The organism is Hyalangium sp. (assembly GCF_035629615.1).
Classification (GTDB): Bacteria; Myxococcota; Myxococcia; order Myxococcales; family Myxococcaceae; genus Hyalangium.
Window position 1 is genome coordinate 1 of the sequence record NZ_DASPHO010000792.1, and the last position, 17,388, is coordinate 17,388.

A 17,388-nucleotide genomic window follows, 5' to 3' on the forward strand; every position below is an offset into this window, starting at 1 on the left:
TCACGCCCGAGAGATCGAGTGCCTGCACCACCATCATGGACGAGACATCGGACATGGCCGCCATGCCGTTGTTGAATTCCTGAGAGGCAGGCGGGTGCTTCGCGATCCACTCGAACATGGGCGTCTTGTACTGATCGTCGAAGACATTGACGCCGCTCTTCACCACCCCCGGCATCTTGCCGAAGAGATCCCACATCCACTCGCTCCCCGCGAAGAGCACCCAGGGCCGCGCGGAGCCCGGAACATCAGCGCGGAGGAACTCACTCAGGGGCGTGTTGCGGAAGGTGCTGGCCTGCCCGTCGCGCGCGAAGATGCCCATGCTCTCCAGCGTGCACATGACCCGCATCAGCGCGTTCTTGTCACTCTGCGTCCTGCGCGCCAGCTCCTCCACCTCGAGCGGCCCCTTGGCGAGCAGATCCGCCAGGCCCAGCTTCGCGGCGACATAGACGCAGCGGGGCATCACCATGCCCGCGCCAACCAGGTTGATCAGCAGCGCGGGCGGAGGGAGCGCGGGGTTGAAGGCGTTCGCGATTCCGCTGGCTTCAGTCAGGACAACGGGGGCAGGCTGCTGCGAAGGGGGGGTCGTCAAGGCGCACCTCAAGGAAGAAGACTGGGAGGACTCCATCGCTGAACAGCGCGATGCCCAGTTAGCACACTGGCTTCCTTGCAGCCAACCGGGCTCGCCCCCGCGAGCCGGCTGGGTGAGTGCGTTTCCCTTCCAGGGATCAGGCCGCGACCTTGACCTCGGGCACGATGGGGTGGCGCGGCTCCAGCCCGCGCCACTGGCGGATCTCCTCCCAGGCCACGCTCATGGCACCGCTGGCGACGGCGCGGATCCACGAGCGGCCCGTCGTCTTCTCGATGAACTCGTGCATCTTGCGCCGATCCTGCATGATCGGGAGCATGGCCGCCGGGTCATTGGTGTTCTCGGCGAAGGCGTTGGCCAACACCTGAGCACCGCTGTAGTTGTCGAAGCGGCCATCGCTGCCGTACTGGGCGAAGAACAGATCCCGCGTCCCGGGCGGGGGCGCCTGCAGCAGGCTGTTGGTGAAGGTGTACCCGCCGTGCCCATGCCGGGCCCAGAAGCGCTCGAAGGTGTCCGTCATCCACTGGGCGTCGAAGGGCTGATCCCCGTGGGCAATGACGGAGTCGACGAGGTTGCGCACCATCTTGTTGCCGTTGTTGGCGCCCTGGCCACCGATGGGGTCCAAGGACATCATCGTGTCGCCCACGCCCGCCACCAACCGGCCCGAGGGCAGCCGGCCCACGGGCTTGCGCACGGTGGGGGGGAACTTGCCCACGAGCCAGCCGAGGGGATCCGACAGCTCGGCATCGCGGATCCACTCGTAGTCCCAGGGAAGGAAGTCGCGGACCACTTCCTTGACGAGCTGCAACACCTGCTCGCCGCTCTTGAGCCCTTCGAAGCGATCCGCGGGGCCGCCCGGCTTCGCCTCGACGACGAGGTTCCAGCTGGCGCCCGCATCCTTGTGGAAGTAGGGGACGTAGAAGACCTCGCCCACGGGACCGATGACGTTGTACTTCACCGGCAGCATGGGGATGCCGTCGAAGCCCATGGCAGGCCCCTTCATGCACACCATGGCCAGGTGGCGCTGCGGCTTGTCATAGACGCTGCGCTCCGCATCCCGCTCGAAGAGGTTGCACAGGTCCGCGCGCCCCGCAGCCACGACCGTGAGATCATTCTCGGCGGCGATCTGCTCCAGGCGATCCACCGTGACCTTTTCGATCTCGATACGACCGCCGCGCTTGATGAGCTCGAGCATCCACGCGTGGCTCTGTCGCCGCAGGTCCACAGCGAGTCCGGGCCGGCGGTAGCGGCCCGCCAGGGTGAGCATGCGGTTGCCCGGGACGGGGCACATCGTCATGTGCGTCCCGTCGATCCAGGGAGCGTCGTTCTCCCACGAGGGGAGCTCCAGCTCGTACTCGAACTGGAGCGCCATGTCGAAGCGCATGGCCGTCCCAGTGGGCTTGCTCTCGTTCAGCCACTGCTCCGCAGTCCGGTCAGAGTAGACCGTCACCTGGCAACCAGCCTTCAGCAGCGCATGCGCGGCGAGGAGTCCTGCCTGTCCAGAACCGATGATGGCGATACGGCGCATGGTGCCTCCGGATAATGCAGTCAATCGAAGATGATGTTCGGTAGGTGGTGCGGGACGCGTGGGCCGGCGCTTGGTTCTCTAGACTTTGCAACCGCCGTGCCCCGGGCCCTGGTATGAGGATGCAGCGCTGCGTCACGCGTCAAGAACCCCTGGGAAGGGGCTCTCACCCTGCTTTTGAGGGCCCTCTCATCCTACTTTCTTTGAGGCCGGAAACCCTCCACGGACCCGCCTAAGCCGCATTTCCAGTATCAGCGGATTTCCTGGTGGATTGATATGAGTACCTGTCGCTTGAAGTCTTTCATTTCCATGCCTTGAGAAGATGGGTCACTGGAAACTCGGGGGGTTTTTTGTGACCCTGGCGCGGAGTCTGCCATGATCCGGTGGGATCAGGCCGGAATCGTGTGGACCCGTCAAAAGTCCAGGGTCTGGATGACCCGGGTCAGAACCACCCCTTGGAAATCCAATAGGTGCTCGAATTCCTGTGGGCAGGGTCAGGAGGGCGTTTTTCCGAGGAATTTCGGGCATGTATGCGGCTTCGGGCGAAGTGATCCTCTTGCGCCAGCTCTCGCTGTATGCCTCACTGGAACATACCCGAGGGCACTCTGAATGCACTGGATGGACTCGCTCGCCGGGCGGCTCGCTGCCCGTCGGCCCCGCTTCTTCGAGGATGGGTGGGGCGCCAGCGCGCTCCTCGAGCGGCTCTCCAAGGGTCCTCAGGGCTTCGCGCTGCCGGAGCTCCATGAGGTGACGCTGAGCGCTCCGCGGCGTGAGGGCCGGCTGCTCGTTCAAGAGGGGCGCTTCCCCAGCCCCGCCGCCGTGGGGCCGCTGCCCGCCGCGTCCGCCGAGGCCCGCTTCCAGCTCCTGCTTCCTCTAGAGGCCGGGCCTCGCCCCCCGGTGTGCCTCTTCCTGGCCTCCTCTGGGGATCACGGCTTCGGGCTGCGGCGGTTCCTGGCCCGCCCCCTCCTCTCTCAGGGTGTGGGCGTGATGCTGTTGGAGAATCCTTATTACGGCTCGCGCCGTCCGCCCGGACAGAAGGATGAGGCGCTGCGCACGGTGGCGGATCTGCTGCTCATGTTCCGGGCCACGGCAGTGGAGGCCGTCGCGCTGCTGGGCTGGCTGCTGGCGCGGGGCCATCCCAAGGTGGGCATCTCCGGGTACAGCATGGGGGGCAGCATGGCCGCGTACACCGCGTGCTTCTTCCCCCTGCCCATGGCCGTGGTGCCCGTGGCCGTGGCGCACTCGGCGGCGCCCGTGTTCACTCAGGGTGTGCTGTCCGCCTTGCCCGACTGGGAGGCGCTGGGGCGCACGTGCGGCGGAGCGGAGGCCGCGCGCCAGCGACTGGCCGAGCTGCTGGAGGGCCTGTCCCTCACCCAGGTTCCCCCCCTCTCCAACCCCCGCCGCGCCATCCTCCTCGCCGCGCGCCAGGATGGGTTCGTCCCCGCTGCTTCCACCCTGCGCCTGCTGCAGCACTGGCGCGGCGCCGAGCTGCGCTACCTGCGCGGAGGTCACGTGCACGGACTCCTCACCGGACGCTCCATCATTGCCCGCGCCATCCTCGATGCCTTCTCTCGGGTCGAGCCCCTCCAGCTCCCCCCGGAAGCGCCCGAGAGCTGACCCGCACCAGGACTCCTCGGAGCTCGTCGTGAGTGAGTCCTCTTCCCTCGGTGGGCAGGCGCCCGAGCTTCCCGAGAGCTCCTGCCCGGCCGGAGGGTTGGAATAGGAGTGTGCCTCCGGGGTTGCCCGTCCACGTCCGCCACGGACGGGAGGTGCGGAAACCGATGGTTCCCGCGCTCCACCCCGGTTAAGAGAACCGACTTATGGAAAGCGTCGCACCCTCCTCCACCGAAGACCTCCACGCTGTCGCGGAGCTCGCCCAGGCCCGGGCGCAGATCGTCGAGCAGATCGAGAAGCGCGTCGTCGGCCAGCGGGACGTCGTCGAGCACCTGCTCATCTCCCTGTTCAGCCGCGGCCACTGTCTCTTCGTGGGCGTGCCCGGCCTGGCCAAGACGCTGCTCATCTCCACGCTGGCGGACGTCCTCAACCTCTCCTTCAACCGCATCCAGTTCACGCCGGACCTGATGCCCTCGGACATCACCGGCACGGACATCCTGGAGGAGGACAAGGCCACTGGCCACCGCACCTTCCGCTTCGTTCAGGGCCCGCTGTTTGCCAACATCATCCTGGCCGACGAGGTGAACCGCACCCCGCCCAAGACGCAGGCGGCGCTGCTCCAGGCCATGCAGGAGTACCGCATCACCGCCGGCGGGCGCACCTACCCGCTGGACCTGCCCTTCCTCGTGTTCGCCACGCAGAACCCCATCGAGCAGGAGGGCACCTACCCGCTGCCCGAGGCCCAGCTCGACCGCTTCATGTTCCTGGTGGACGTGGGCTACCCCTCCGCCGAGGAGGAGGTGCAGATCGTCAAGAGCACCACCGCCGGGGCCCAGCCGAAGCTGGAGAAGATCCTCTCGCCCGAGCGCATCCTCGCCCTCCAGGAGCTGGTGCGCCGGGTGCCCGTGCCGGACCACGTGGTGCGCTACGCGGTGGAGCTGGTGCGCAACACGCGCCCCAAGGAGCCGGGCGTGCCCGAGTTCGTGGCGAAGAACGTCTCGTGGGGCGCCGGCCCGCGCGCCAGCCAGTACCTGGTGCTCGCGGCCAAGGCCCGCGCCATCCTCTCCGGGCGCTTCGTGGCCACGGTGGAGGACGTGCGCGCCCTGGCCCGCCCCGTGCTGCGCCACCGCGTGCTGCCCAACTTCACCGCCGAGAGCGAGGGCATCACCTCGGTGAAGCTGGTGGATCAGCTCCTCTCCACGGTGAAGGGCTAGCCGCGGGGCTCCATGACGCTGCTCGACGCCCAGACGCTGTCCCGGCTGCAGGGGGTGAAGCTGCGCGCCCGCGCGGTGATGGAGGGCGTGCTGTCCGGCCTCCACAAGAGCCCCCACCAGGGCCAGAGCGTGGAGTTCGCCGAGCACAAGGAGTACGCCCCCGGCGATGAGCTGCGCCACCTGGACTGGAAGGCCTACGGCAAGTTCGACAAGTACTACATCAAGCGCTTCGAGCATGAGACGAACCTGCGCTCGGTGATGGTGGTGGATGCCTCGGCCTCCATGGGCTACCGCAGCGGGGTGCTCTCCAAGCTGGAGGTGTCCACCATCCTGGCTGGCGCGCTGTGCTACCTGCTGGTGCGCCAGCAGGACGCGGCGGGGCTCGCGGTGATGGTGGGGGACGCCTTCAAGGACGTGCCCCCGCGCGCCTCCGCCGGGCACCTCAACGTGCTGCTGGATGCGCTGGAGCACATCCAGGCCCAGGGCACGACGAACCTGGCTGGCGCGGCGGACCACCTGGCCGAGGTGCTCCCACGCCGCTCCACCGTCATCGTCCTCTCGGACCTGCTGGATGAGCGCCAGGACGCGCTCAAGCGCATCCTCGCCCTGCGCCAGCGCAAGAACGACGTGGTGCTCTTCCACGTGGTGGATCCCGCGGAGCTCACCTTCCCCTTCGATGATCCCACCCTCTTCCTGGACATGGAGGGGGACAGCCGCATCGAGGTGAACCCACGGGAGATCAAGGAGAGCTACCTGGAGGAGTTCGGCGCCTTCCTCGCGAGCGTGAAGTCGGCCTGTGCCGAGGCGGACGTGGACTACGAGCTGGTCCGCACGGACGAGCGGCTGGACGAGGTGCTGCTGCGCTTCCTGGGGCGGCGGGGGAGGCGGCGGTGATCTTCGGCAACCCGTGGATGCTGGTCGGAGCGCTCGGCGCGCTCATTCCCCTGCTGGTGCACCTGTTCGATCGGCGGCGGCCTCGCCCGCATCCCTTCCCGCCCATGGCCTTCGTGCTGCGCAGCCAGAAGCGCACGGCCAGCCGGCTCAAGCTGAAGCGGCTGCTGCTGTACGCGCTGCGCACCCTCATCCTCCTGGCCATCCCCGTGGCGCTGGCGCGGCCAGAGCTGCGCAAGGATGCGCAGGCCGCGGCGGTCGCGAAGGGCCCGGCCGCCACCGCCTTGGTGCTGGACGCCTCGCTCTCCATGCGGTGGGGCAAGGACAGCTCGCTCTTCGAGCGCGGGCGGGACGAGGCCCGGGACGCGCTCAAGGATCTGCAGGCTGATGAGCCCTCCACGGTGCTGGTGTGCACGAGCACGCCCGCCGCGCCGCCACCGCCCGGCTTCGATCGCGCGCGGCTCCGGGCCATCATCGACGAGGCGAAGCCCACGTATGGCACCGCGGACCTCTCTCGCTGCATGGAGATGGCGGCGCGCGCGCTGGAGGAGAACCCGACGCCGGGCAAGCGGCTGGTGCTCATCTCGGACATGACGGCCTCGGCCTTCCGGCTGGAGGCTCCACCGCCGACGGTGAAGGACCCCACCGGCAAGCTGGTGCGGCCCGAGGTGGTGCTCCGCGACGTGGTGTCAGGCCAGGAGGCGCTGCCCAACCACGCCCTGGTGGACATGAAGATCGAGTCCGCGCTGCAGGCCGGGCCTCGCGCCTTCCAGTTCACCTTCACCGTGAAGAACCATGGCCCGGAGGCCTTGAAGGATCTGGAGGCGGCGGTGCGAGTGGGCGAGTCCACGCTGGCCAAGGGCTTCGTCGATGTGCCCGCCAACGGCACCGCGCAGAAGACGCTCACGGTGCGCTTCCCCCAGGGCGGCACGGTGGAGGGCGCGGTGACGCTCGCGCCGGACGAGCTGCCCGAGGACGATCAGCGGGCCTTCGTGCTGCCGGTGCCGCGGGCGCTCAAGGCGCTCGTCGTCAACGGCGCGCCGCACGCCACGCGCTACCGGGACGAGGCCTTCTTCGTGGAGGCGGCCCTGTCCGCCCCGGGCTCGCCGGTGGAGGTGGCGGTGCGCGACACGGACGCCGGCCTGCGCGAGAACTTCTCCGCGTATGACCTGGTGCTGCTGCTCAACGTGTCCCCTCCAAGCCCGGAGGACGCGGAGCGGCTGGCCTCCTTCGTGGACGCGGGCGGCGGCCTCTTCGTGAGCATGGGCGACCGGGTGGACCCGGATGCGTACAACAAGCGGCTCGGCACGCTGCTGCCCCGAGCGCTGCGCCTGGTGCGCACCAGCGTGGAGCGAGAGGACCCCGAGGCGGAGACGAAGTCGGCGAAGCTGGCGCAGGTGGAGGTGGAGCACCCGCTCTTCTCGCCCTTCACCGGTCGCGCCGAGGAGGGCCTGGTGGGGGCTCGCTTCTACCGGTACATGCTGCTGGAGGCGGACAGCCCCGCGGCCGCTGGCACCAGTCAGGTGCTGGCCACCTACGAGGACGGCGCACCGGCCGTCGCGGTGGCGCGGCGAGGCAAGGGGCGCGTGGCGCTCTTCACCAGCACGGTGGATCGCGACTGGAGCGACTTTGCCATCCGCACCAGCTTCCTCCCGCTCATGCAGCGCTTCGCCGCATACCTCACCGGCTCGCTGGAGGAGCGGGTGGAGCAGCGCGTGCGCGTGGGCGAGACGGTGACGCTGCGGCCCGAGGGTGGGCAGGCCATCGCCGCGGTGCGCGCTCCGGATGGGACGGAGCTTCCCGTCAAGGCGCAGCAGGACGGCAGCCTGGTCGCAGGGCCCGTGGTCGAGCCGGGCCTGCATGCCGTGCTGGGCGCCGAGGGCAAGCCGCTCCAGGCGCTCGACTTCCCCGTGACGCTGGATCCAGCCGAGAGCGACCTCACGCGTGTCCCCACCGACACGCTCACCGCCTACTTCGGTGAGGAGACGGTGAAGGCCTCCAGCAGCGACGCCGAGCGCCCGAAGGTGCCCCTGTGGACGTGGCTCATCGTCGCCGCCTGCGCCGCCTTCTTCCTCGAGGGCACGCTGCTCCGGAAGTAGCGCGGGTCGGATCCACCTCGTGCCGACCCGTGATCCCCCAGACGCAGCACCCACGCGTGCCGAGCTGACCGAGCTCCTGGAGCGCGAGCGCCAGGCCCGGAGAGAAGCGGAGGCGGAGCGGGCCCGCCTGTACGAGGTGTTGATGCAGGCTCCCGCCTTCATCTCCCTGGTTCATGCGCGCCAGCAGGCAGAGGCGCTGGCCTCCGAGCTGAAGAACAGCGAGGAGCGCTACCGGGCGTTCGTCAGCAAGAGCACCGAGGGCATCTTCCGCTTCGTCGCTGCTCCCCCCGTGCCCACCACACTGCCCGAGGATGAGCAGATCGCCCTCATGTTCCAGGGTGGGTACATCGCGGAGTGCAACGACGCCATGGCCCGGATGTATGGCTTCGGCAGCGCGGAGGAGCTCAAGGGCGCTCGGCTGGACGCGCTGCTCGTCCGAGAGGACCCGCGCAACACCGAGTACCTGCGGGCCTTCATCCAGAGCGGCTACCGGATCGACGGCGCGGAGTCTCAGGAGGTGGCGCAGGATGGCACGCCCAGGGTCTTCCTCAACAACCTCATGGGCATCGTCCAGGGAGGCCACCTCCAGGGCGCCTGGGGCACCCAGCGGGACGTCACGGAGCAGCGCCACGCCGAGGAGGAGCTCAAGCGCGCGGAGTCGCACTCGCGCTTCCTCTCCGAGGCCAGTGCCGTGCTCGCCTCGTCCCTGGACTATGAGGCCACCTTGCGGAACGTGGCCCGGCTCGCCGTCCCCACCCTGGCGGACTGGTGCCTGGTGGATCTGATGCAGGACGATGGGTCGTTCAAACGGGTGGAGGCCGTGTGCGCGGCGTCCGAGGATGCCGAGCTGGCTCAGCAAGTACAGCGCGCCGGAGTCATCCCTAAGAACAGCCCGCAGTTGATCTCGGTGCCGCTGGTGGTGCGCGGGCGCGCCCTCGGTGTGCTGTCCTTCTTCACGTTCCACTCGGGCCGGCGCTACACGGCGGCGGAGCGCACCCTGCTGGAGGAGCTCGCCCGCCGCGCTGCGCTCTCCGTCGAGAATGCCCGGCTCTACCGGGAGGCCCAGGAGGCCGTCCGCCTGCGCGATGAGTTCCTCTCCATCGCCAGCCACGAGCTGAAGACGCCCCTCACTCCCCTGAGCCTGAAGCTGCAGATGCTCGTGCGCGAGGTGCAGCGACAGCCAGACTCGCCCTTCCGGAGAGCCGTGGAGGGCTACATCGCCGTGGCCTCGCGTCAGGTGAAGAAGCTGTCCGAGCTCATGAGCGATCTGCTCGACGTGGCCCGGATCGCCGGCGGACGGTTCCGCCTGGAGTTCGAGGAGGTGGAGCTGGGCGCGCTCGCTCGTGAGGTCGTCGCGCGCTACGAGCCCGAGGCAGCACGGGCTGGCTCAGCACTCGTGCTCGAGGGTACGGCGAAGCACGTGGCCGGGCAGTGGGATCGGCTCCGGCTGGAGCAGGTCATCACCAACCTGGTCGACAACGCCATCAAGTACGGCGCTGGCAAGCCCATCCATGTCTCCCTGGAGGCGGACGCGGGCCGGGCCTGCCTGCGCGTGAGGGATGAGGGCATCGGCATCGGGCCAGAGAGCCTGTCGCGGATCTTCGAGCGCTTCGAGCGTGCCGTGTCCGATCGCCACTATGGAGGCCTGGGCCTGGGCCTCCACATCACCCGCACCATCGTCGAGGCGATGGGTGGCAGCATCCAGGTCGAGAGCACTCCCGGGCAGGGAGCCACATTCACCGTGGTGCTCCCCCGGACTCCCGCGGCGGCACGTCCCACCTCCCCGTCGGTGTAGTGTAGGGCGGGGCCGAGCCACGGCCCTTCCTGCCGATGGTTCGGAGGCTCCTGGTGAAGATCCTGGCTCTGCTGGCAGCACTGCTGCTGTCCCTGTCCGCGCATGCGGCGCTCCGCTTCCCCACCCCACCTGACAGCGGCCAGCATGTCGTTGACCCGGCGGACCTCATCACCACCGAGGACGAAGCGGAGATCCAGGCGATGGGCGAGCGGCTCTGGGCCGATCAGCAGATCCAGCTCGTCGTCGTGGCCATCGACTCGATGGCACAGTACGGCGGGGCGAGGATGGACGTCGAGGACTTCGCCTCCCTCCTCTTCCGAGATTGGGGCATTGGCACCTCCACCGACCAGGGCCCCGAGGAGAGCATGGGGATCCTCCTGCTGGTCAGCCGGCTCGACCGGAAGGCCCGCATCGAGCTGGGTGCCGGCTGGGGCCAGGAGAAGGATGCCCAGAGTTGGAGCCTCATGCAGGATCACCTCGTCCCGGCCTTCAAGAAGGACCGCTACTCGTCCGGCCTGGTCTTCGGAGCGTCCGCGCTGGACGGCATGGCCCGTGGCCAGGAGCTGCCTCGCAGGCCCCTCACCCAGGAGATGAAGCTGGGGTTCGGGGGTGGCGGACTGGTGTTGCTCTGGAGCGTCATCTCTCTGCTGCGCAGCGGCACGCGTGGCTCCGCCTGGGGCTTCTGGAGCATCATCTTCGGCGTCTTGTGGACGATCCTGGGCTTCGTGTTCGCCCTGCTGACTTCGAGGCGCCACCATCACCACCACCACTGGGGAGGCGGCCACTCCGGCGGCGGCGGCGGGGGCGGAGGCGGTTCTTCGGGTGGCGGTGGCGCCACAGGCTCGTGGTAGGGGGAGAAGCCATGAAGCCCGCATCCAAGCTCTTCAGCGAAGCGGACCACCGGCGCGTCACCGAGGCCGTCACCCGAGCCGAGACTCGCACCTCCTCGGAGATCGTCCCCGTCATCGCCACCTCCAGCGGGCGCTATGACCGGGCCGAGGACATGGTCGGCCTCTGGTTCGGGGTGCTCACCCTGTGCGGGGGCTGGTGGCTGGCCCAAGGAGTCGAGCTCTCCGAGTGGGGCGTTCCCCGTCCCAGGCTCGGGCTGCCCTCGGTGCTAGGGCTGGTGCTCGGCGGGTGGTTGCTGGGCGTGCTCCTGGCCCACCTGTCCGGAGGCCTGCGCCTGCTGTTCACCCCGCGGCGTGAGCAGAAGGTCGAGGTGGAGCGCGCCGCCCGGGAGTCCTTCTTCGACCGCCGCGTCCACCACACCGAGGGCGGCAGTGGCCTGCTTATCTACGTCAGCCTGCTCGAGCGCATGGCCGTGGTGCTCGCGGACGCCCAGGTGCTGGAGAAGCTGGGGCAGCAGAAGGTGGACGCGCTGTGCGCGAGCCTGGTCTCGGAGCTGCGGAAGGGCGCGCATACGGACGCGCTCTGCAACACCATCGAGCAGGCGGGACTCGCACTCGCAGAGGCACTGCCTGCCTCCACTCAGAACCGCAACGAGCTCGCCGATGCCCTGGTGATCAGGGACTGACCTGGCGCCCCAGCGTGCTCCGGCCGCTCACGACTCCTCTGAGGAGCCACCCGGATCCGAGGCGGCACCGCGCGACACATAGGAGACCACGGGAGCGGTGCCGCGCCGGCCCTGTCGAGGCTGACGGGGGCTGTGCGGCCGCTCTCCGCGAGGTCCCTGATGGCCATGCTGCTGCGGATGCGCTCCCCCATTCGCGGCATGAGGAGGCCCGCCTCCCGCTGCATGCTGAGGATGGCCGCCCCGAGGCGCGCCCTGCCCTCCACCACCGTGAGGGCCTCGCCTGCCGTGAGGAGCCCCCTGCCCTCCACCACCAGGCGGAGCTCGTGCGCCGCGCGGCTGTCCGGAGCCTCCGCCGCCGTGGGAAGCTCTCGCGCCGTGTGGCTGCTCGGAGCCTCCGCCGCCGTGGGGTGCCCTCGCACCGCGCGGCTGCTGGGAGCCGCCGCCGTGGGGTGCCCTCGCGCCGTGCGGCTGCCTTGCTCCTCCTCCGTTTGGAGCTTGCGCGCCGTGCGGCTGTCCTGCCCCTCCACCGCTGTGTGAAGCCTGTGCGTTGTGCGGCGTTGCAGCTCCTCCACCGCCGTGCGGAGCTCGCGTGCCATGCGCCGTTGCAGCTCCTCCACCACCGTGCGGAGCTCGCGCGCCGTTTGGGGGCCCGGCCCCTCTGCTGCCTCCCTGAGGACGCTCGCCCTGCGGCCGAGACTGCCCACCGGCTCCCTGAGGAGAGGAGCCACCCAGGGGAGGACCGCGCCGACCACCTCCGCCCGTCCGCCCCGAGTGCCCGCCGCCCCGAGGACCGCCCCCTGGGCCACCCCGGTGCGAACGATCTCCACCTCGCCCCGCCCGCGCCAGCTGGGCCACCTTGGGACGCTCGCCACCTCCCTGGCGCAGCAGCGCGAACTCGTCCTCCACCTCGGGAGCCGCGGCCTCGGCCACCGGGACGAACGGGCGCTCCGCCGGGAGAAAGGAGCGCCCTCCCTCACCGTGCGGCTTGCCTCCGGAGCGCCGCGGGCCTCGCGCGTCCGGGGCGCCTCGGCCGCTCGGCACGAAGTCTGGGGTCAGCTCTCGCCGGACATAGGCCCGCCAGATCTCCGACGCGTCCCCCTCGCGCCCCATCAGGCTCGGGTCGTAGCCTGCGAAGAAGAGGCGCAGGTTCTCCAGGTCCCGCTTGAAGAAGAACTCCGCGCGGCTGTTGGCCGCCGCGGCGACGGTCTGCGGAAAGTCGATGATGATGGGGCCGCTGGCCCCGAGCAGGATGTTGTACGCGCTCAGATCCCCGTGGATGAGGTCGCAGGAGAGGATCTTCACCGCCTGCTGCCGCAGATCCCGGTAGAACTCCGTCGCGAGCTCCGGCGTCAGCAGCGCGTCGATCAGGCGCGGCGCGGGCTGGCCCTCGGCGTCCACCACCAGCTCCATCAACAGCACGCCCTCGTAGAACATCACCGGCGCAGGCACCCGCACCCCGGCGGCGTGCAGCTTGCCAAGCGTATCCGCCTCGGCCGTCTTCCACGCCTCTTCCTCGGCCGCCTGTCCGAAGCGGCTGCCCTTCTCCATGGCTCGCCGCGTGCGGCTGTTGCGGACCAGGCGCCCTTCTTTGTAGCCCGAGTTGTTCTTGAAGCTGCGCTGGGTGCGCTCCTTGTAGATCTTCGCCGCCACGTACTGGCCGCCGTGCGTGACGATGTACACGTCCGCCTCTTTGCCGCTCTTGAGGCGGGTGGTGACTTCATCAATCACGCCGTCGGCGAGGAGGACTTCGAGCGCTGCGTGCATAAGAGCCCTGTGTGTACCACGCTTACCCGGTCGTTTCGCTGCCGCCCCGAGCCCTCTGCCTGTCGTACCTCACGGCGGGACGACGGGCTACTCTGCAGTGTGTCCCTCGCCTGCTCCCATGTGGGAGTGGCTTGGGGCCCCATCCCTCCCTGAAAGTCTGAACCTCTAGTAGTTCCAGAGAGTTACCCAGCTATTCGATGCCCAGCCAGTCAGGCGCGAAGGTGAGCCCGGAGGAGAGGTGCGACCCGAAGCAGCCCTCGTTGCCCCAGCCGCCGGCCTGGCCCTCGCACGCGTCGGCGAGCTCCTGGACGGCCTCCGTCCCCGCCTCGAGGAGCACCTCCCGCCCGTGGAGGCGCAGCGTGGCGCCGGGCGTCTCGGCGGACCACTGGACGGTGAGCGTGGAGAGCCACTCCATCCGCGCACCCGCCTTGCGGAGCGCCTCCTCCACGTCCAGGCCCTCGTAGGGAGGCTTCTTCGTGGACTTCTTCGTGCGGTGATCCGTCTCGTGGAAGATGCGGGCCACATCCGCGCGGGTGGCGGGACGCGCCCGGAAGCGGCACGTCCCCCGAGGCGGATGCTCCGTCAGCATGCGCCGCAGGGCCGTGGACATGCGCGTGAGCGCGACGGGCGAGCCGTTGATGAACACGTCCTCCAGCCACCGCTGGCCGCGCCAGTCCGTACGCCGCCAGAGGAACAGCTCCAGCCCCTCGAGCTCCTTCGACCCTGAGTGGCGCCTCTTCGCATCACGCATGAGCCCTCCACCGCTGGATGCAACGGGTAGCAAGATCGACCTTACCCATTTTTTGGCACCGGTTTTGAAGCCGGCGGCGAGCCCGTGTCGGCGGAACTGCGGCCTGGGCAAAACCTGGAACCCGAACTGCCGTCCACTGCCACCTGCCGGGAGCAGCCTGGGCCAACCTGACTGCTTGTCTGACAGGTTCATTCCGGGCCCCGCCGCCAGCAGGCCCACCCCCGAATCTCCGGCCTGGAAAGAGGGGAAGGGGCCTGCGGACTCAGTGGCCGCGCAAGGCGTGCGCCTTGGCCCGGGTGCGTCCAGCAGACCTCCGCGGCGTTCATCGGCCTGGGCCTGCGCCGACGGAGGCTCCACCGACTTGCCCCAGTGCCTTCGCTCAACACCCCCTCACGGCTGTTCGGGTTGAGCCACTCAGAAAGGACAAGCCCAGCCGGGCCGCTTCCCGCAGACCGAGCCTTGAGATCTTCCAACTCCGCTTCCTTCTGGGTGAGGGCAGCGAGGAGGGCTTCGGGGGTGTTCGCCCGCCGGTCCACCTCCACCTTTCCGTCCATCATCTCCGCCTTGGAGATGACGGCAAGGACGGCCTTCGCGGGCAGGGCGCGATCCTTGAAGCCCACCTGCATGATGAGCCGCTCGCCCGGGCCCAGGTCCGTGATGGGCTCCAGGGCGAGGATGCGGTCGCCGACGTCCACCCACTTGAAGCGGGTTCGGTCCACCACGAGGCTGTCGCGGTCCAGGGGGCCGTTGAAGGCCACCAGGGTGAGGTTGCCTGCGGCCACGTACACCTCGGGGATAGGCTCGGCAGAAGTGGTGGGCAGCGAGGCACGCCGATCCTGGCGCTGCCGGGCAGGGAACTGGGGTTGGGCGGAGGCGGCACTCACCACCAGAAGGGAGAGCGCGAGGAAAGGCCACGTCATGGGTTGGGCCAAGGAAGCAGAACCTCCGAGGTCACCACCCTAACAGATGAACAACGCTAGCGACGTGTCTCCCAAGTGCAGGCCTCAGAGGCAGGCGGTGATTTCTGGGAGAGCAGCCTCTTCCGGGATATCGTGACTCGGCGGGGCACGCTCCATACGGAACGGATTCAGCGCGGGGGTGCCCCAGTCGAGGAGGTCCGGTGTCGTACGCGCAGTTCCTGGCGAAGGTTCCCATGTTCGAGCACCTCGCACAGGAGCAGCTCGAGCACCTGTCCGGCCTGCTCCACGCGCGGCGCTACCCCAAGGGAGAGGTCATCTTCCACGAGGGGGACGTGGGCACCGCCCTCTTCATCATCCGCAAGGGGCAGGTCGCCATCCGCCTGAGCTCCCTGGACGGCAAGGAGGCCACGCTGGCCCTGCTGGAGCGAGGAGACTTCTTCGGGGAGCTGGCGCTGCTGGATGGGGAGCCCCGCTCCACGGACGCCGTCGCGAGGGAAGAGACCGAGCTGCTGAGCCTCCAGCAGGAGAGCTTCCACCGCTTCCTGGAGTCCTCGCCCCAGGTGGCGCTAGGCCTGCTGGCCTCGCTGAGCCGCCTGGTGCGGCGGGTGACGCGGCTCGTCCACGACGCGACGTTCCTGGATGCGCGCACCCGGCTGATCCGCGTGCTGCTCGAGCTGGCCAGGAGCCAGGGCCGGCCCGGCACCGACGGCGTGGTCATCACGCAGAAGCTCACCCAGGCGGAGCTCGCCAACCTGTGCGGCCTCACCCGGGAGAGCACCAACAAGTGGCTGCGCTTCTTCGTCCGCGAGGGCCTGCTCTCCTACGAGGGGGGCCAGATCACCCTGGTCCACCCCGAGCGGCTCCTCCAGGATGCCGAGTAGCCGGCACCGATCAGCCATAGACGTCGTCGTTGGCCGCCTCATCCCCTGCCATCAGGCGCGCGGTACGCTCCAGGCGCTCGGAGGCCATGTGCGAGAGGTAGTCGCGCAGCCCCGGCTGGCTGAGCAGGTGCCGCTCACACGCGTCGCGGCTCAGCCTCAGCAGGGTGCACTCCGTGTCCGTGACGACGGTGGCGGTGGCAGACGTGCCGAGCAGCAGAGCGATCTCCCCGAACATGTCGCCCTCCTGCAGCGGCTGGCAGGCGAGCTCGCCGCCATCGGAGCGATGGTGCGTCACTCGACACCGGCCTCGCAGCAGCACATAGAGCGCATCCACCGCCCGCCCCTGGGCGATCAGGGGCCTGTCCGCCGGCAGCGAGCAGAGCTGGAACTCGAGCGCCACTGCCTGCCGCTGTACCTGCGACAGGGGACGGAACAGCGGGCTGTTGCTCATCATCTGGCCGAGCATCCGCTCCCGGTGGAAGGTCTGCAGCACCTGCCCCACGGCGGGGTAGCGCATGATCAGCTGCTCCACGCGCACCCGCGTCAGCTCCAGCACTACCGTGGGCTCGTACGCCTTGATGCGGGCGCGCCCGGGCCCCTCGGCCGCCAGCACCATCTCTCCAAAGAGGTTGCCCTCGCCCATGAGGGCCACCGAGCGCTCCCCGCCCTGCTCCAGCTTCTGCACCACCTCCACGCTCCCCTCCACGATGACGAACATGGAGGTACACACCGTGCCCTCGTCGATGACGATGTCCCCGGGCTGGAAGAACCGCATCTCCAGGCCCTCCAGCAGCGACAGGAAGGCGTCCCCGCTCAGCTGCGAGAAGATGGGGAAGCGCGGCACCTTGCCCGTGCCGGGCTGGGACACGACGGCCACAGGATCCGAGGGCGCGGAGACCGGCGTGGGCGCGAGCAGCAGCGGCGGGGTCTGCCGGCGGGAGTAGAGCTCGGCCAGCAACCGCTGGGTGCGCTCGTGCCGCGGCTCGATCTGGAGGATGATCTTGCACAGGGCCATGGCCCTCAGCATCCAGCCACGCCGCGCCCAGGCATCCGCCAGCACCTCATACGTCGCCAGGGCGTCCTTGCGGCGCCCCAGCCGCTGGAAGAGCTCCGCCACCATGCGGCGGCTCGTCAGGTCCTCGGGGACCTCCTCCACGACCTTCTGATACTCGGAGAGCGCGGCTTCGACCTCTCCCGAAGCCAGCAATTCCGCGGCCTTGTCCTTGCGCTGGCGAACCACGTGAGTCATGAGAATTCCCCCCCTTCCAGGCCCGTTCCCCTCTCAAGGGTTTTCGAGCCTGTCAGCGTTAGCCTGCCTCTTTCGGGGCGTGGGATCTGTGAGGGGAATCACGCTCCAGGTGTGAAGCCGTTCACACCGCACCTGCGAGCCCCCAGCGATGTGGGTAAGGTGGGGTGGTGACAACTGCCTCCGCTCTCTACCGCGACTGTGCCCGCCTCTTCATGGTGGGCTTCCCTGGCCCTCGCATCGATCAGGACTTCGCCGCGCTCGTGGATGACGGCATCTTCGGCGCCATCCTCTTCAAGCGGAACGTCGGCTCCGCGCAGGAGACGGCGGCCCTGTGCCGGGACATCAAGACGCGCGCGCGCCGGCCCTTCATCCTCTCGGTGGATCAGGAAGGCGGCCGCGTGGCCCGGCTGCGGGGTGCGCCCTTCACCGCCCTGCCCTCCATGCGCGAGCTGGGGCAGCGGGGAGATGAGGGCCTCGCCGAGCGCGTCGGGCGGCTGCTCGCGCACGAGCTGCGCGCCGTGGGCTTCGACTGGGACTTCGCGCCCGTGCTCGACGTGGACACCAA

General features: G+C 69.2%; 15 protein-coding genes. 9 read left to right on the plus strand and 6 right to left on the minus strand.

Annotated elements, in window-relative coordinates; genetic code table 11:
* Window positions 1-589 (minus strand): methyltransferase family protein (locus VD972_RS39635; RefSeq protein ID WP_324994202.1); only part of this gene is annotated, 589 nt, incomplete at its 3' end.
* Between the two features lie 136 nt (window positions 590-725).
* Window positions 726-2,114 carry a styrene monooxygenase/indole monooxygenase family protein gene (locus tag VD972_RS39640; protein WP_324994204.1) on the minus strand — a complete coding sequence of 463 codons (1,389 nt, stop codon included), beginning with the start codon at window positions 2,112-2,114 and terminating at the stop codon, window positions 726-728.
* A gap of 615 nt (window positions 2,115-2,729) precedes the next feature.
* On the opposite strand from VD972_RS39640, the gene VD972_RS39645 reads away from it, so the two are divergent.
* The 7 genes from VD972_RS39645 (at window position 2,730) to VD972_RS39675 (ending at window position 11,258) form a co-directional block, all read left to right on the plus strand.
* The gene (locus VD972_RS39645) at window positions 2,730-3,728 is read left to right on the plus strand and encodes an alpha/beta hydrolase family protein (protein WP_324994207.1); all 999 of its coding nucleotides are present in this window, start codon (window positions 2,730-2,732) and stop codon (window positions 3,726-3,728) included.
* A 203-nt stretch (window positions 3,729-3,931) separates the two neighbouring features.
* The gene (locus VD972_RS39650) at window positions 3,932-4,939 is read left to right on the plus strand and encodes a MoxR family ATPase (protein WP_324994209.1); all 1,008 of its coding nucleotides are present in this window, start codon (window positions 3,932-3,934) and stop codon (window positions 4,937-4,939) included.
* Between the two features lie 12 nt (window positions 4,940-4,951).
* Window positions 4,952-5,833 carry a DUF58 domain-containing protein gene (locus VD972_RS39655; protein WP_324994211.1) on the plus strand — a complete coding sequence of 294 codons (882 nt, stop codon included), beginning with the start codon at window positions 4,952-4,954 and terminating at the stop codon, window positions 5,831-5,833.
* Window positions 5,830-7,929 (plus strand): BatA domain-containing protein, encoded by a 2,100-nt coding sequence (locus tag VD972_RS39660; protein WP_324994213.1) that lies wholly within the window; start codon window positions 5,830-5,832, stop codon window positions 7,927-7,929. Before VD972_RS39655 ends, VD972_RS39660 begins: the two co-directional genes overlap by 4 nt.
* A gap of 19 nt (window positions 7,930-7,948) precedes the next feature.
* Window positions 7,949-9,724 (plus strand): sensor histidine kinase, encoded by a 1,776-nt coding sequence (locus VD972_RS39665; protein ID WP_324994215.1) that lies wholly within the window; start codon window positions 7,949-7,951, stop codon window positions 9,722-9,724.
* Window positions 9,725-9,777: 53 nt separating this feature from the next.
* Complete coding sequence (locus VD972_RS39670) at window positions 9,778-10,575, plus strand: TPM domain-containing protein (protein ID WP_324994217.1); 798 nt, start codon at window positions 9,778-9,780, stop codon at window positions 10,573-10,575.
* Window positions 10,576-10,586: 11 nt separating this feature from the next.
* The gene (locus VD972_RS39675; protein ID WP_324994219.1) at window positions 10,587-11,258 is read left to right on the plus strand and encodes a hypothetical protein; all 672 of its coding nucleotides are present in this window, start codon (window positions 10,587-10,589) and stop codon (window positions 11,256-11,258) included.
* Window positions 11,259-11,285: 27 nt separating this feature from the next.
* Here the strand turns inward: VD972_RS39675 and VD972_RS39680 are convergent, their stop codons facing one another.
* The 3 genes from VD972_RS39680 to VD972_RS39690 all read right to left on the minus strand — a co-directional run bounded on the left by VD972_RS39680 (window position 11,286) and on the right by VD972_RS39690 (window position 14,693).
* Window positions 11,286-13,022 (minus strand): RIO1 family regulatory kinase/ATPase, encoded by a 1,737-nt coding sequence (locus VD972_RS39680; protein WP_324994221.1) that lies wholly within the window; start codon window positions 13,020-13,022, stop codon window positions 11,286-11,288.
* Window positions 13,023-13,212: 190 nt separating this feature from the next.
* A complete protein-coding gene (locus VD972_RS39685) occupies window positions 13,213-13,773 on the minus strand; it encodes a hypothetical protein (RefSeq protein WP_324994222.1) in 561 nt (186 codons plus the stop codon).
* Window positions 13,774-13,961: 188 nt separating this feature from the next.
* Complete coding sequence (locus VD972_RS39690; protein WP_324994224.1) at window positions 13,962-14,693, minus strand: DUF2381 family protein; 732 nt, start codon at window positions 14,691-14,693, stop codon at window positions 13,962-13,964.
* Between the two features lie 200 nt (window positions 14,694-14,893).
* Between VD972_RS39690 and VD972_RS39695 the strand changes: the two genes are divergently transcribed.
* A complete protein-coding gene (locus VD972_RS39695) occupies window positions 14,894-15,574 on the plus strand; it encodes a Crp/Fnr family transcriptional regulator (RefSeq protein WP_324994226.1) in 681 nt (226 codons plus the stop codon).
* Window positions 15,575-15,584: 10 nt separating this feature from the next.
* On the opposite strand, the gene VD972_RS39700 is transcribed toward VD972_RS39695, so the two are convergent.
* The gene (locus VD972_RS39700) at window positions 15,585-16,823 is read right to left on the minus strand and encodes a cyclic nucleotide-binding domain-containing protein (RefSeq protein WP_324994228.1); all 1,239 of its coding nucleotides are present in this window, start codon (window positions 16,821-16,823) and stop codon (window positions 15,585-15,587) included.
* 167 nt (window positions 16,824-16,990) lie between these two features.
* Here VD972_RS39700 and VD972_RS39705 point away from each other — a divergent pair.
* On the plus strand, window positions 16,991-17,388 hold a 398-nt coding region (locus tag VD972_RS39705), incomplete at its 3' end, for a glycoside hydrolase family 3 N-terminal domain-containing protein (RefSeq protein WP_324994230.1).